This is a genomic window from Mesorhizobium sp. C089B, assembly GCF_030323125.1.
Classification (GTDB): domain Bacteria; phylum Pseudomonadota; class Alphaproteobacteria; order Rhizobiales; family Rhizobiaceae; genus Mesorhizobium.
The window spans coordinates 506,005-520,841 of sequence record NZ_CP100469.1; the positions used below are offsets into that span (position 1 = coordinate 506,005).

The 14,837-nt window shown below is 64.5% G+C and carries 14 protein-coding genes; all 14 read left to right on the forward strand.

Annotated features, from left to right (window positions below; translation table 11 throughout):
• Positions 1-153 precede the first annotated feature (153 nt).
• The 14 genes from ku (at position 154) to NLY44_RS02585 (ending at position 14,819) form a co-directional block, all read left to right on the forward strand.
• The gene (ku, locus tag NLY44_RS02520) at positions 154-1,059 is read left to right on the forward strand and encodes a non-homologous end joining protein Ku (RefSeq protein WP_023685883.1); all 906 of its coding nucleotides are present in this window, start codon (positions 154-156) and stop codon (positions 1,057-1,059) included.
• Positions 1,056-2,183, forward strand: coding sequence for a tetratricopeptide repeat protein (locus tag NLY44_RS02525; protein ID WP_023805560.1), 1,128 nt, complete (start codon positions 1,056-1,058; stop codon positions 2,181-2,183). Before ku ends, NLY44_RS02525 begins: the two co-directional genes overlap by 4 nt.
• 7 nt (positions 2,184-2,190) lie before the next feature.
• Positions 2,191-2,553: a hypothetical protein gene (locus tag NLY44_RS02530; protein WP_155923794.1), complete on the forward strand. Its 363-nt coding sequence runs from the start codon at positions 2,191-2,193 to the stop codon at positions 2,551-2,553.
• Positions 2,543-3,190: an alpha/beta hydrolase family protein gene (locus tag NLY44_RS02535; protein ID WP_023805559.1), complete on the forward strand. Its 648-nt coding sequence runs from the start codon at positions 2,543-2,545 to the stop codon at positions 3,188-3,190. The genes NLY44_RS02530 and NLY44_RS02535 overlap by 11 nt, the downstream gene beginning before the upstream one ends.
• Before the next feature lie 7 nt (positions 3,191-3,197).
• On the forward strand, positions 3,198-3,968 hold the full coding sequence (locus tag NLY44_RS02540) for an exodeoxyribonuclease III (RefSeq protein WP_023805558.1): 771 nt from the start codon (positions 3,198-3,200) through the stop codon (positions 3,966-3,968).
• 106 nt (positions 3,969-4,074) lie between these two features.
• Positions 4,075-4,860, forward strand: coding sequence for a WD40 repeat domain-containing protein (locus NLY44_RS02545; protein WP_156941015.1), 786 nt, complete (start codon positions 4,075-4,077; stop codon positions 4,858-4,860).
• A gap of 26 nt (positions 4,861-4,886) precedes the next feature.
• On the forward strand, positions 4,887-5,645 hold the full coding sequence (locus tag NLY44_RS02550) for a WD40 repeat domain-containing protein (RefSeq protein ID WP_245263811.1): 759 nt from the start codon (positions 4,887-4,889) through the stop codon (positions 5,643-5,645).
• Positions 5,646-5,725: 80 nt separating this feature from the next.
• Entirely contained in the window at positions 5,726-7,756 is a 2,031-nt protein-coding gene (locus NLY44_RS02555; protein ID WP_156941014.1) for an SEL1-like repeat protein, read from the forward strand.
• Between the two features lie 99 nt (positions 7,757-7,855).
• On the forward strand, positions 7,856-9,859 hold the full coding sequence (locus tag NLY44_RS02560; RefSeq protein ID WP_031201941.1) for an amidase: 2,004 nt from the start codon (positions 7,856-7,858) through the stop codon (positions 9,857-9,859).
• Positions 9,860-9,939: 80 nt separating this feature from the next.
• Entirely contained in the window at positions 9,940-10,476 is a 537-nt protein-coding gene (locus tag NLY44_RS02565; RefSeq protein WP_023805555.1) for an isochorismatase family protein, read from the forward strand.
• 32 nt (positions 10,477-10,508) lie between these two features.
• A complete protein-coding gene (locus NLY44_RS02570; RefSeq protein ID WP_023805554.1) occupies positions 10,509-10,973 on the forward strand; it encodes a GFA family protein in 465 nt (154 codons plus the stop codon).
• A gap of 266 nt (positions 10,974-11,239) precedes the next feature.
• Positions 11,240-12,253 (forward strand): LacI family DNA-binding transcriptional regulator, encoded by a 1,014-nt coding sequence (locus NLY44_RS02575; protein WP_023805553.1) that lies wholly within the window; start codon positions 11,240-11,242, stop codon positions 12,251-12,253.
• Complete coding sequence (locus tag NLY44_RS02580) at positions 12,250-13,767, forward strand: sugar ABC transporter ATP-binding protein (RefSeq protein ID WP_023805552.1); 1,518 nt, start codon at positions 12,250-12,252, stop codon at positions 13,765-13,767. The genes NLY44_RS02575 and NLY44_RS02580 overlap by 4 nt, the downstream gene beginning before the upstream one ends.
• Positions 13,767-14,819, forward strand: coding sequence for an ABC transporter permease (locus NLY44_RS02585; protein ID WP_023705098.1), 1,053 nt, complete (start codon positions 13,767-13,769; stop codon positions 14,817-14,819). The genes NLY44_RS02580 and NLY44_RS02585 overlap by 1 nt, the downstream gene beginning before the upstream one ends.
• Positions 14,820-14,837: the final 18 nt, after the last annotated feature.

Below are 14,837 nucleotides of genomic sequence, written 5' to 3' on the forward strand. Positions count from 1 at the left end.
TGTATCGTGCCCGGTCGGTGTAGGATTTCCGCAGCACCATTCGTCCTTTGGACGAAGCGCTGCAGTAAGCATGATCCCGAAAAGTGGCAACCGGTTGTCGGTAAGATCATGCTCAGTCTGAAATGTCAGTGTGTGGCCGCGTAGGAGAGTATCATGGCGCCCAGGGCAAGTTGGAAAGGTTACCTCAAGCTCAGCCTCGTCAGCTGTCCGGTCCGGCTCTATCCGGCAACGACGACCAGCGAGCGCATATCGTTCAACCAATTGCACAAGAAGACCCACAACCGCATCAACATGAAGCCGGTCGACCCTGAACTCGGCCTCGTCGAGCGCGCGGACCTGGTCAAGGGTTACGAATACGAGGACAAGCAGTACATCATCATCGATGAGGCCGACCTCGAAGCAGTGCGCATCGAATCCAATCACACGATGAACATCGAGGCCTTCGTCGACGAAGACGAGGTTGACGTCATCTATCAAGATGCGCCGTACTATATGGCGCCGGATGGCGCCATGGCGGAAGAAACCTTCGCCGTGCTGCGCGAGGCAATGCGCAAATCCGGCAAGCTGGCCATTGCCCGCCTTGTCCTGTCCAGCCGCGAGCGCGTGGTGACGATCGGCGCGCGCGAGAACGGCATGTTCGTGTGTACGTTGAGGAACCCGAACGAAGTGCGCGGCACGGCTGAATATTTCGGCAACATCCCGGCTGGCAAGCCGGATCCCGAAATGCTTCAATTGGCCGAAGCGCTGATCAAGCAGAAGGAAACCACCTTCGATCCGAAGAATTATGAGGACCGCTACGAGATCGCGCTGATGACGATGATCCGCGAGAAACTGAAGGGCCATAAGCCCATCATTGCGGCGGCGCCCGAGCGTGGCAATGTCATCAACCTCATGGACGCGTTGAAGGCGAGCCTGTCGCAATCAGCCAAGCCGCCGGCCAAGTCGAAGAGCAAGGCCGACGACGCTGAAAAACCTGCCGCCAAGGGTAAGGCGGGTGCGGCCAAGGAAAACCCGTTGAAGGCCAATCTGCTCAAGGCCGTCGGCAAGAGCAAGGGGTGACGGCGCCGACCGGTATAATCCCGGGCGCCGTCTTCGGCGCCATCGGCGCGCTGGCGGCATTTCCGCTGCGGCTCGCGGCCCGTGAGGTGGAGCGTCAGCACGGCCAGTTGCGGCGCGGCGTCACCAGGCGCACCAGCCATGTTGTGTTCGGCCGAACGCTGATCGCCAAGGCCGGCACGGCGAAGGGCGGCGATGCCGAGATCGAGCGCCGAGTTGCAGCCGAGGGCTCCGCTGGCCGAACACTCCTTAGCGAAAATGGCTTCCTGCGCCTGCTTGGTCTGATGAAGGCGCCGGAGGCGTCTTCGCTGTCCAGGCAGTCTCTCGTCGACCAGTCCAGACTGTCCGGTGCCGACCTCGACCTGCTCAGCCTGTTCGACGCCTTCGAGCACGATTGTGAACCCTACTCGTTCCGCGATCTGATCCTTGCCCGCAAATATGCCGGGCTGGTCGCCGGCGGTGCATCCTGGGGCGCGATCGCGCGCTCCGTGCATCGCTCCGGTCCGGTCGCTTCGCTCACCGCCAAATCGCTCAATGTCGGCTCGCAGCATGGCCGGCCCGATCAGATCTATCTCGAGGATGGCCAGAGCGAACTTGACGGCCAGCTGCTGTTCGATCTCGGCAGCGCGAGTGCAGACGGCGACGATACGCTGGAAGATTTGTTCGCCGAGGCTGAAAGCGCGGAGGAGCAGGGCGACCACGAGCAGGCGGCGGCGCTCTACCAACGCTGCCTCAGCATCGATCCGAGCGACGCCATCGCCGCGTTCAACCGCGCCAACTGCTTGCGTGGCGCCGGTCGCGTGGCCGACGCGGCGCATGACTATGCAAGAGCGATCAAGCTCGATCCGGCGTTCGTCGAGGCCTGGTTCAACCTCGCCGGGCTGATGAGCGACGAAGGCAAGATCGCCTCGGCGCGCCGGCATCTGGTCAAGGCCATCGCGCTCGACAAGAGCTACGCCGATCCGGTGTTCAACCTTGCCCGGCTGGAGTTCGACGCCGGCAATCTGACCGAAGCCCGCCGCCACTGGGTGCGCTATCTCGAACTCGATGCTGACAGCGAATGGGCGCGCACTGCGCAAAAGGGGATACAGTTCGTCGATCTGCAGCTGGCGCGGACGGCGGGGTGAGGCTGCCGTGGATAATCTTGTTCAGATTTCGAGTATGGGATTAACCGCGTGCTTCATCGTTTTGGCGGTGCAGGAGGCCCGCGAGCTGCTCTTCTACTGGAGCAATGGCTGGAATTTTTTCGAAGACAGCAAAATCAATTGGGCCACATATTACAACCGCAGAACTTGGCCATTTCCCCAGCGCCCCGAGGACCGTATGTCGAACAAGCAGCGCGTTTGCTTCGGCCGGCCATTCTTCATCGTGCTCGTGGGGTTTTTTGCAGCCATTTTCACCCATGTTACCCTGCATCCGGAGCAGTGGCGTAAGGAAGTTCACGGTTCCAAAACCACCTACCACTATATCGGGGTCCCGCAGCCTGATGCCCACTAGCTTCCTCTTCGACGGCTTTGACACAGCCCCGGTCACCATCGTGTTGGCCCACGGCGCCGGCGCGTCTATGGATTCCCCCTCGATGACCGACACCGCCAAGGCGCTCGCCACCGCCGGCTTCCAGGTCGCGCGCTTCGAATTTCACTATATGGCGGCGCGCCGCTACGGCCAGCGCAAGCCGCCGCCGCGCGCCGAGACGGTCAACCCGGAATACATCAAGGCCATCGCCGATCTGAGAGCCATGGGCGTCACCGGGCCGCTCATCATCGGCGGCAAGTCGATGGGCGGGCGCGTCGCCTCGATGATTGCGGACGAAATGCTCGCCAAGGGCGAGATTTCCGGCCTCGTTTGCCTCGGCTATCCCTTTCATCCGCCGGCCAAGCCAGAGCAGCTCAGGACAAAACACCTCGCCGACCTCAAGACACCGACACTGATCTTCCAGGGCACGCGCGACGAATTCGGCACGAAAGAAGAGGTCGCGACCTACGGCCTTTCCAAAGCCATCGAGGTGATCTGGCTGGAGGATGGCGACCACGACCTGAAGCCGCGCAAGAGCGTGTCGGGGTTTTCGACCGCCGATCATTTGAAGACGCTGGCCGGGACGGTGAAGGCGTGGACAGGGCGGATCGTTTCCTGATCGCCAAATGAAAATCGCCACCTTCAATATCAACAACGTCAACAGCCGGCTGCAAAACCTGCTGGCGTGGCTGGCGGCAGCCAAGCCCGATGTCGTCTGCCTGCAGGAGCTGAAGGCGCGCGACCTGCAGTTTCCGCGCACGGCGCTTGCGGCGGCCGGCTATGGCGCGGTGTGGAAGGGCGAACCGACCTGGAATGGCGTCGCGATACTCGCGCGCGGGTCCGAGCCGGTGCTGACCTGTGACGTCCTGCCCGGCGATACCGCCGACAAGCAGAGCCGCTACATCGAGGCGGCCGTGAACGGCATCGTCATCGCCTGTGTCTACGCGCCCAACGGCAACCCGCAGCCGGGGCCGAAATTCCAGTACAAGCTGGCCTGGCATGAAAGGCTGGAGGCGCATGCCGCAGAACTGTTCGACACTGGCCTGCCGGTGGCGCTGGTCGGCGACTACAACATCGTGCCCGAGCCGCGCGACATCTACGCCACCCGCTCCTATGACGACAACGCGCTGGTGCAGCCGGAAAGCCGGGCGTCGTTCCAGCGTCTGCTCGAGCAGGGCTGGACCGATGCGCTCCGCAAGAAGCATCCGAAGGAAACGCTCTACACATTCTGGGATTATCGCCGCAACCGCTGGCCGCGCGATGCCGGGCTGCGGCTCGACCACATCTTGCTGTCGAAGAAACTGGCGCGCCGCCTCACCGCTGCCGGCATCGACCGCGATGTCAGAGGTGAGGACGGCGCCAGCGACCACGCGCCGGTATGGGTCGAATTGAAGTGAATTTGGCTGCGTGATCGCGCCCACTTTCGTGGGCGCAGTTTTGCGCTATTTGTTTCGCTGCGGCGGCCGCATGATGAGCAAGGTGCGGCACCGGAGGGGGAGTCCGATGGACAGGTTGGCCGAAAGGCTGTTTGCGCTTCCGCTGCTGGCGGCCGCTTTGGCTTGTCTGGTGCGGGCGTATCTGCTGCTCGGCGACAGAGATTTCAGCTGGAGCGGGATCGACCACATGCTGCACGGCCCAGCCACGCTGCGACCGGTGGTGTTCCTGACCGTCGGCGGGCTTTGCCTGCTTGGCGCCCTGTTGTTCTGGGCCGGACTGCTGCCGGGTCGGCGAAGCCAGCCTGCTGGAACGCCGCTTTTTGGCCGCGACGCTGAGATGGAATCCAAGGGTCGCCCGGGCTGGCGGCGCGCCTTCCTCATGTTGCCGGTGCTCGCCGTGTTGGCGCTGCTGGCCGACCACTTCCCTTGGGCGCGTGACGCCGGCCCGGGCGCTGAGGTCGTCGCCCCGAGAGAGCCCAAAGCCGAGCCGAAGGGCCAGGATATCGCCGGCGTCCCACCGGACCTGGCGACGCCGGCGGTTCCACCGAGTTCGCCGCCGCTCGCCACGCCTCCCGAGCCAACCCCGCCTGAGCAGGCTGCCAAACCGCCGGAACCGGCGCAGCCTACGCCTCCAACTGCTCCCCCTCGGCCGCCACAAGTCGCACTCGCTCCGGCGACACCGCCACCGCAAACCGTCGCGCCGTTGCCGCCGCCTCCGCCGGCGCTGCCGACCGAGCCCGACGGCCATCGCGACGCCGTCGTCTGGCTCGCCGTCTCGGCCGATGGCCGCGAAATCATGAGCGCCAGCACCGACCATATGATCAAGCTCTGGGACATCGCCGGCAGCGGCTGATCCGCAACCTTGGTGAACACAAGGACATGGCGCGCACGGCGCTGTTCATGCCCGACGGCGCAACCGCGCTGACCGCCGGCGACGATGGCGAGATCGTGCTGCGAAAGCTTGCCGACGGCGCGGTGCTGCATGTCTTCTCGTCGGGCGCGAATGGCGGCGTGCGCAAGCTGGCGATCAGCCCGGACGGCAAGCGCGCCGTCAGTGGCCACGACACCGGCAACGTCATCGTCTGGGATCTCGTCAACAAATCGGCGCTGCATGTGATGACCGGACATGACTGGCCGATCAGCACGGTCGCAATCTCGCCCGACGGCACGCGCGCGCTCAGCGGCTCCATCGACGGCACGCTGAAATTCTGGGACGTCGAAAGCGGCAAGCAATTGCGAAGCTGGCACGGCCACGAGCAGGGCACTTACGGCGCTGTCTTCACCGCCGACGGCCATCATGTCGTCACCGGCAGCGGCGACTACACGATCAAGCTCTGGGACCTCGACACGTTTAGGGAATTGCGCCGCTTCGAGGGTCACGAAGGCACCGTCTATACGCTGGCGCTGTCGGCCGACGGCAAGCGCCTGGCCTCCGGCTCGCTCGACGGCACGGCGCGGCTGTGGGATGTCGGCACCGGCGGCCAGATCGCCATGTTCGACAGCCGCACCGGCCCTATCTACGCCGTTGTCTTCGCCACCGACGGCACGCTGCTCACCGGCGGCGACGATCGGACCATCAGGGATTGGCCGGCGGCTGGCGGCGATGGCGAAATCCTGTTCGCCGGCGCACCGCAGTAGCGACATCAAATGCTTTGGATATTCCAGAACAGCCTGGCTTGCGCTATGGATTACTGGTGGCTGCAAATGGATTGGGGACGGTGAGCAACAACGACTGGGCGCCCAAAGTGGATACACCTGTCTACAGCCCGCCCACGTCGCGTCGCCGAGGGGTCCTTACCGTCGTTCTGGTGTTGCTGGCGGCTTTTGTGCTGCTCGGTCCTGGCCGAAATTACTATGTGCAGTGGTCAGCGGCACAAAAGGGTGCAGCGGCTCTCCAGGCAAAGGATTATGCCGAGGTATTCCGTCAAATGAAGATCATGGCGGACGCTGGCAATGTTGACGCAAAAGGCCAGGTTGGTGCGCTGTACTGGCGCGGGGAGGGCGTGGCTCAGAACGACAGCCAGGCGGTGTATTGGTGGAAGAAATCCGCCGATGGCGGCAATGCGGAAGCCATAGCAGCACTGGGTCAGGCCTACCTTATGGGCAGGGGCGTTGAAAAGGACAGTCGGCTTGCCGAGAGTTTCTCACGAAAGGCCGCCGATAAAGACAACATGAATGGGCAGTACCAGCTCGGCGTGTTGTACTGGCAGGGCCAAGGGGTCGCGCAAAGTTATGAGCAGGCGCTCTATTGGTGGCGCAAGGCGGCCGATCAGGGGAGCGGGGAGGCTGAATATTCTCTCGGCCAAGTCTATTTAAATGGCCAAGGGGTCGAAAGAAACGATCAACTGGCGTTGAAGTTTTCCAGGCAGTCAGCCGACAAGGGCAATGCGAACGCTCAGTACGCCCTCGGCGTCCTGTATGCGCAGGGTCGGGGTGTTGCGCAAAGCTTCGAGCAGGCTGCCTCATGGTGGCGCAAGGCGGCTGACCAAGGAAGCCTGGAGGCCGCTTTCTGTCTCGGACGCGCCTACTATCTTAACCAAGGCGTCAAGAAGGATGATCAGGCCGCCATAGTGTGGGTGAAAAAGGCAGCCGATCTGGGTGAGCCGAATGCCCAGGCTTTGCTGGGCACTTTGTACTCGCGGGGCCACGGCGTTGAGCAGGATGACCGCCTTGCGTTCGGGTGGTGGATGAAGGCCGCAACCACCGGTCTGACAGAAGCGCAATACGCGGTGGCGGCCGCTTATGGCCAGGGAAAAGGTACCCCTAGGGACGACGGCCAGGCGTTTGCGTGGATGAGCAAAGCCGCCAATCAGGGCTTTGTGTTCGCCCAGTCGAATCTGGGCGGATATTATTCGATGGGCCAAGGCGTCGAGAAGAGCGCCGGGCAGGCGGTCTATTGGTGGCGCAAGGCCGCGGAAGCGGGGAATGCCGAAGCCGGTGCCAATCTGGCCCGGGCGTATTCGCTGGGCGAAGGCGTGGGACGGGACGATGCGTTGGCCGCGACTTGGGCGCAAAAGGCGTCCGACGGGCGAAACGCCGACGCTCAATATATGCTTGGTATCCTCTACAGCCAGGGCCGCGGCGTTGCGCAAGACAATGATCTGGCCTTCCGATGGTGGATGAAGGCTGCTGTCCAAGGCCATGTGGTAGCGCAGTATAATGTCGGGGTCGTGTATCGGGACGGGCAGGGCGTCGGGAAGGATGAAAGGCAGGCATTCGAGTGGCTGAGCAAGGCTGCCGACAAGGACAATGACCTTGCGCAGTTCGCTCTCGGTGGACTGTATTGGGATGGTCTAGGAGTAACGAAGGACCCCGTTCAGGCGGCAAGGCTCTGGCGCAAAGCCGCCGACCAGAGCAATGCATTCGCGCAGAAAGCGCTCGGCACAGCCTATTCCGAGGGTGTTGGCGTTGCGCAAAGCAGTGCGGATGCGGCGGGCTGGTGGCTCAAGGCGGCGCGGCAGGGAAATGTCGATGCCCAGCTAGCCTTAGCGTATGCCTCGGCCAACGGCGTGGGCATTGCCAGAGACGACAAGGCTGCCGAGTCCTGGTGGCTGGAAGCCGCAAAGGCCGGCAGCGTCGATGCCGAGTTCAGTCTGGGCTCGCTCTACTACCGCGGCGTCGATGGGAAACCAAACTACAAGGAAGCCGCCAAATGGTTCTTCAAGGCGGCAGGCCACGGCAGTTCCGGCGCCAAGACCTATCTCGACCTGATGAAGGAAAACGGCCAGCTCGACAGCAAGATGCTGTGAGCCGAGTGCATAAGCGTCGCCGTCACGCCTTCCGTTTGAGGCGTGACACTCGTATCGCACGATGCGAAGACTCATTTGCCGCTGCATCTCGAGAATCCCATGCCCCTCCACATCGTCGAAGCCTCGATTGCCGATCTGCGGCGCGCGTTGGAAGACGGTACCGTCACCAGCGTCGAGCTGGCCGGCGCGTATTTCAGGCGCATCGCGCACTACGACCGCCATGGCATTGCGCTCAATGCCGTGCCGGTGCTTAACCCGGCAATGTTCGAGGAGGCGGCGGCGTCCGACCTGCGCCGCCGCAATGGTGCTGCGCTCGGGCCGCTCGACGGCATCCCCTACACCGCCAAGGACAGCTATAAGGTGAAGGGCCTGACGGTGGCCGCCGGCTCGCCCGCCTTCGAGCATCTCGTCGCCAACGAGGACGCTTTCACCATTGCCAGGCTGAGGGCCGGTGGTGCTGTGCTGATCGGGCTGACCAACATGCCGCCAATGGCCAATGGCGGCATGCAGCGTGGCGTCTATGGCCGCGCCGAGAGCCCCTACAATGCCGACTATTTGACCGCCGCCTTCGCTTCCGGCTCGTCCAACGGCTCGGGCACGGCCACCGCCGCCAGCTTCGCCGCCTTCGGGCTGGGCGAGGAAACATGGTCTTCCGGCCGCGCGCCGGCGTCCAACAATGCACTTGTCGCCTACACGCCGTCGCGCGGCGTCATTTCGGTCAGGGGCAACTGGCCGCTGGTGCCGACCATGGATGTGGTGGTGCCGCACACGCGCGGCATTGCCGACATGCTGGAGCTGCTCGACGTGATCGTCGCCGACGATACCGAGACGCGCGGCGATTTCTGGCGCGCGCAGCCCTGGGTGTCGATCGCGAAAAGCGCTGCTCTCAGGCCGCCAAGCTACACTACACTCGCCTTGGAGGGCTCGTTGAAAGGCAAACGCCTCGGCGTGCCGAAAATGTATATCGGCCGCGACGGCGGCGCGCCCAAACCCATCGAGACCCGCGCCTCGGTGCTCGACCTCTGGCGGCAGGCGGCGCGTGACCTGGAAAAGCTCGGCGCGGAGGTGGTCGAGGTCGATTTCCCCGTCGTCTCGAACTATGAGCGCGACCGTCCGGGCACAAAAACCATGGTCGAACGCGGGCTGGTGCCGGAAGCCTTCGCCGAGCGCGAAATCTGGGATCTCTGCATGTGGGGCTGGGACGATTTCCTGCGCGCCAATGCCGATCCGGCGATCCCCGATCTGGCTGCGGTCGACGGCCCAAAGATTTTCCCGCAGCCGCCGGGCGCGCTGCCGGACCGCTATGGCGACGACGGTTTCGATCTGGCCGACTACGTCACGAGCGCCAAGCAGGGCGTGATGCCATTGCTGGACATTCCAGCGCTGGCGGAAGGTCTGAGGGGATTGGAGGCGACGCGGCGCATCGACTTCGAGGACTGGCTGGACGAGCACAGGCTCGACGCCGTCGTGCTGCCGGCGGTCGCCGATGTCGGCCCGGCCGATGCCGACGTCAACGAGACCTCTGCAGCAATCGCCTGGCGCAACGGCACCTGGGTTGCCAATGGCAATCTGGTGTGGCGTCATCTTGGCATCCCGACCGTCACCGTGCCGATGGGAACGATGGCCGATATCGGCATGCCGGTCGGGCTGACCTTTGCGGGCAAGGCCTATGATGATGCGGAGTTGCTGCGCCTCGCCGGCGACTACGAGCGCGCCACCCAGCGCCGCACCAGCCCGCCGCGCACGCCGGAATTGCCGGACGATGTCTTTGCGGAACGCGGTGATTTGCGGGTCGGCGATGCGCTGCCGCCGGCACTCAGGCTTGCCGCTGAAACGATGCGGCGAGGAGACCAGGCCGAGATCGCCGTGACGGTTGAACTCGATGCCGAGACCGCTGACCTCAAGGTTCACGTCAATGGCGAACCGGTCGCTCTGCGGCGCAGCGGCACAAGCTTTCACGGTCGCATCCTGGTGCCGGCCGGCGAGCATGAAAGAATGCACAGTGTGCGGCGAGGCGCTTACGGCTCGATCGTTACGGCCGTCATGCGGCTGGAGGATGGACGCACGGCTGGTGCTTACGTGGTCGCGGGTGGAATCGGGTGAGGGTACAGGTAATCTCCCCAAGGGGGAGATCAGCAGCTTCGCCGTCTTGACCCTCCCATCGCCCGCGCTATCTTCGCGCCATGCCAAACCTCGCTCCCCTCATCGTCATCGACCTCCAGACCAACATGTTCGACGGCCGCGTCGAGCCGCCGATCCATGATGCGCCGGGCATAGCCGAGCGTACCCGCTCGCTGATCGGCTGGGCGCGGCGCGAGGGGCGCCGGATAGCGTTCGTGCGGCATGACGGGCCGGCCGGCGATCCGCTGGCGCCGGGCGAGCCGGGTTGGCCGGTATGGCCGGAACTCGGCCAGGCCAAGGACGAGCCGACATTCTCCAAGACCGTCCGTAACGCCTTCTCGAATGCCGAGCTTGGCGCCTGGGTGGCCGGGCAGGGGGCCGGCGAAGTCGTGCTCGCCGGAGCGCAGACCGATTTCTGCATCGCCGGCACCGTCAAGGGCGCCCTGGCCGAGGGCCTCGGCGTTACCGTCGTTTCCGATGCCCATTCCACGCTGGACACTGAAGGCGAAACCGCGACCGAGATCATCGCCCGGTACAATGCTGATTTCACCGATGCCGGCGTCACGCTGGTGACGACGAACGCGCTGACCGGCGACTGAAGCGCCGGCGCTTCGAATACTGGGAGACTTCCGTGCCAACCCTGAAATTGCCGGCCGAAGGCGGGTGTCGCTGCGGACGTGTGCGGCTCAAGATTTCCGCAAAACCGCTTTTGACCATGGCTTGCCATTGCACCGGCTGCCAGCGCATGTCGGCCAGCGCCTATTCACTGAGCGCCGCCATTCCCTCGGACGGCTTCGAAATCATGCAAGGCGAGCCGGTGATCGGCGGGCTGCACGGCGCCTCGCGTCATTACTTCTGCCCTTATTGCATGAGCTGGATGTTCACGCGCCCCGAAGGGCTCGACTGGTTCGTCAATCTGCGCCCCACCATGCTTGACGAGCCCGGCTGGTTCACGCCGTTCATCGAGACATGGACCAGCGAGAAACTGCCCTGGGCGACGACGCCTGCGGTGCACAGTTACGAGGCGCTGCCGGCCTTTGAGGCGTATGAGGGGCTGGTGGCGGAGTTCGGGGAAACCGCGAATCTCCCCCCTTGAGGGGGAGATGGCCAGCAGGCCAGAGGGGGTCGGTGCGACTGGGCTCGACGTCCTTGCTGCAGATGGAAGGTTGGCGCTCCACGCGCGGCGACCCCCTCTGCCGCCTTCGGCGACATCTCCCCCTCGAGGGGGGAGATAAGCCCCGCTTAAAATATCCATCGAATCGATTGCGCAAACGTTTCGATCAGCCTAAGCTCCCTTGAAATCCGCCATCAGAGCGGACGGGAAACGCATAAGGGAGGAGCGCTTGCAGGCGCTGATATGTCTTGCCGACAATGGCTGAAGTGGCGCGGCGCGCCGGCGTGTCGGTGTCGACCGTCTCGCATGTCGTCAACAACACGCGCTTCGTTTCGCTGGAAAAGGCGAGGCTGATCAACGACGCCATTGCCGCCATGGGCTACCAGCCCAACGAGCTGGCGCGCTCGCTGAAGGCCTCAACCACCAACAGCGTCGGCCTGGCGATCTCGGCAATCTCCAACCCTTATTTCACCGACATCATCTGCGCGGTCGAGGCCGAATGCGCACGGCTTGGGCTGATGGTGTTTCTGTCGGATACCCAGGAGGATCCCGACCGCGAACTGCAGGTGGTGCGCGCTTTCCATCAGCGCCGCGTCGACGGCGTCATCCTGGCCCCGTCGGGCTCGCCGCAGCGCGCCATCGATTACCTCGCCGACAAGAAGATGCCATGCGTTCTGATCGACCGTTTCGCCGACGAGCGCTTCGACCAGATCGGCGTCGAGAACGAAACGTCGATGCGCGCGCTGATCGACCATGTCGCCTCCTTCGGCCACAAGCGCATCGGCTATATCGCCGGACAGCCCGGCCTGACGACGACGCGCGAGCGCATCGAGGCGTTCCAGGCTTCGCTCGCCGCCAATGGACTTGAGTGCATGACGCGCTATCTCTCGGCCGAGAATGTCGACACGGCGGCGGCGACCGCATCCACCCACGCCATCCTGTCGCTGCCGTCGCCACCAACCGCATTGGTCACCGGCAACAACATGACGACGATCGGAGCCGTCCGCGCCATCCGCGAAAAAGGCCTCACCATTCCGGGCGATCTGTCGCTGGCCGGCTTCGACGATTTCGAATGGGCCGATTGTTTCGAGCCGCGCCTGACGCTGGTGGCGCAGCCCTGCACCGAGATCGGCCGCCAGGCGGCAGCGCTGCTCAGTGCCCGTATAGCCGCGACCGCTTCAGCGCCGCGTTCGGTGCGGCTGCAGGCGACGCTGCGGGCGCGCGCCTCCTGCGGAAGGCCGGCCCACACGAGGCTAACATGAGCGCGCCGCTGCTGATAATGACCGGCGCCGTCAAACGCTTCGGCGGCGTGCAGGCGCTGCGCGGCGTCGACTTCGACCTCAAGGCGGGCGAAATCCACGCGCTGCTCGGCGAAAACGGCGCCGGCAAGTCGACGCTGATGAACCTTCTGTCGGGCGTCTACACGCCGGACGAAGGCACGATCGAGATCGACGGCAAACCGGTGCGCTTCAACAACCCGCGCGAGGCGCAAGCGGCAGGCATCGCCACCATCTTCCAGGAGCTCGACCTGGTGCCGTCGCTGGATGTCGCGGCCAACCTGTTCCTCGGCCGCGAATTGATGCGTCCGGGCGGCTTCCTCGACGTGCCGGCAATGCGCCGCGAGGCGAAGAAGCGGCTGGAGGCGATCGAGATCGCCATCGATCCGGCTGCCATGGTCGCCGACCTGTCGATCGGCCAGCGCCAGGTGGTCGCGATCGTCAAGGCGCTGTCTTACGCCTCGCGCGTGCTGATCATGGACGAGCCGACGGCCGCACTTACCGTGGGCGAAGTCGAGCGGCTGTTCGACATCATGAGAAAACTCGCAGCCACCGGCGTCGGCATCGTCTATATCTCGCATCGGCTGGAGGAAGTGCCCGGCATTGCCGACCGGGTGACGGTGATGCGCGACGGTCGCGTCGCCGGCATCACCGAGCCGCACGCGCCGCAGGCCGAGCTGGTGCGCCTGCTGGTCGGACGTCCGCTGGATGAGCTTTATCCGCAACGCGCCAAAGCGGCGGGCAAGCCGCTGCTCAGCCTGAGGAACGCCAGCTTCAAGCTCGCCCGCGACAGCGCCGGCTGGCAGGCGCCGCAAGGCGTTTCGCTCGATGTCCATGAAGGCGAGATCGTCGGTCTTGCCGGCATCATGGGGGCAGGGCGCACCGAGCTGCTGTCCGCGCTCTACGGCACCGGCCTGTCCGGCCGCTGGGAGGGCGAGGTCGCCATATCGGGCAAGCCGGTAAAACTGGATTCGATCAGCGCTGCCCGCCACGCCGGCATCGCCTTCGTGACCGACGACCGCAGGGGCTCGGGCCTGATGCTGCGCATGGCCGTCGGCCTCAACCTGGTGATGTCGGTCATCTCAAGGATATCGCCGAACTGGCTGGTCTCGCCGCGCCGCCAGGCCGAGGCGGTGAAGGAATCCTTCGGTCAGTTCGATATCCGGCCGAAGAACCCCAATATCGCCGTCGGCGCGCTGTCTGGCGGCAACCAGCAGAAGGTGGTGCTGGCCAAGGAGATCCTCGGCAATCCGCGCCTGTTGCTGCTCGACGAGCCGACACGCGGCGTCGATGTCGGTGCCAAGGGCGAGATCTACCAGCGGCTCAGGGCACTCGCCGCGCAAGGGCTGGGCATTCTGGTGGCGTCAAGCGAGATGCCTGAACTGATCGGTCTGTGCGACCGCATCGTGGTGCTGCGCCAGGGGCGCAATGTGGCGGAATTCATGGGCGGCGTCGACGAGCACACGGTGCTGGCCGCGGCTAACGGCAGGGAGGCCTGATGTCTCAGGACAACAACCCAGTGGCAGCGAGCCCGGTGATGGCGGCGCCTCAAAAGCATCGCGACCCGCTGGCGCTCATCGTGCGCTTCCAGAGCCTGATCGGCCTGGTGCTGGTGGCGATCGGCGGCATCATCTTCTCGCCGCGCCGCCATGGCGAGATCCTGTTCCTCAACCCCGACAACATCGCCAACATCGTGCGCGCCGTGTCGGAGACCGGCATCATCGCCATCGGCATGACCTTCGTCATCATCACCGCCGGCATCGACCTGTCGGTCGGCGCGGTGCTTGGCCTGTCCAGCGTCGTCACCGCATCGATGATGATCTCCGGCGGCTTCGGCCTGATCCCCACCATCCTCGCCGTGCTCGCTTTGGGCATCGTCTTCGGCGCCATCCAGGGCACCATCTCGACGCGCTTCCGGCTGGAGCCGTTCATCGTCACGCTGGCTGGCCTGCAGGCCGCGCGCGGGCTGGCGCTGGTCGTCTCCGGCAACCAGTACATCAACATTTCCTACGGCGAAGGGCCGGGCCTGGCGCCGCCGGTGTTCGCCGTGCTGGGCGAGCGGCTGTTCAACAACACCGTGCCGGTGGCAACGCTTGTGTTCGTCGTCTTTGCCGCGATCGCCACCATCGTGCTCAACACCACGCGCTTCGGCCGCTATGTTTTTGCCGTCGGCGGCAATGAGCGCGCCGCGCGCATATCCGGCGTGCCGGTCTCGATGGTGAAGATATCGGTCTATGCCATCACCGGCTTTGCCGCTGCACTCGCAGGCATCGTCCATGCCGGCCAGTTCAATTTCGGCAGCGCCAATGACGGCATGGGCTATGAGCTGACGGCCATCGCCGCCGTGGTCATCGGCGGTACCAGCCTGTTCGGCGGCGCCGGCTCGATGGTCGGCACCGTTGCCGGAACCATCATGCTGGGCGCACTCGCCAACATCCTGCAGCTCAACAACATCACCCCCGCCATGCAGCTGCTCGCGACCGCCGCGATCATCGTTTTGGCGGCAGTGCTTCAATCCCTCGTTCGCCGCCGCGAGGGGTTGGGTCGTTAGTGCATGTCGCGCAAAAGT

Bases quoted from the DNA above. Each gene is read 5' to 3' on its own strand.
- ku (WP_023685883.1), top strand. From the start codon at position 154: ATGGCGCCCAGGGCAAGTTGGAAAGGTTACCTCAAGCTCAGCCTCGTC.
- NLY44_RS02535 (WP_023805559.1), top strand. From the start codon at position 2,543: ATGCCCACTAGCTTCCTCTTCGACGGCTTTGACACAGCCCCGGTCACC.
- NLY44_RS02540 (WP_023805558.1), top strand. From the start codon at position 3,198: ATGAAAATCGCCACCTTCAATATCAACAACGTCAACAGCCGGCTGCAA.
- NLY44_RS02545 (WP_156941015.1), top strand. From the start codon at position 4,075: ATGGACAGGTTGGCCGAAAGGCTGTTTGCGCTTCCGCTGCTGGCGGCC.
- NLY44_RS02550 (WP_245263811.1), top strand. From the start codon at position 4,887: ATGGCGCGCACGGCGCTGTTCATGCCCGACGGCGCAACCGCGCTGACC.
- NLY44_RS02560 (WP_031201941.1), top strand. From the start codon at position 7,856: ATGCCCCTCCACATCGTCGAAGCCTCGATTGCCGATCTGCGGCGCGCG.
- NLY44_RS02565 (WP_023805555.1), top strand. From the start codon at position 9,940: ATGCCAAACCTCGCTCCCCTCATCGTCATCGACCTCCAGACCAACATG.
- NLY44_RS02580 (WP_023805552.1), top strand. From the start codon at position 12,250: ATGAGCGCGCCGCTGCTGATAATGACCGGCGCCGTCAAACGCTTCGGC.
- NLY44_RS02585 (WP_023705098.1), top strand. From the start codon at position 13,767: ATGTCTCAGGACAACAACCCAGTGGCAGCGAGCCCGGTGATGGCGGCG.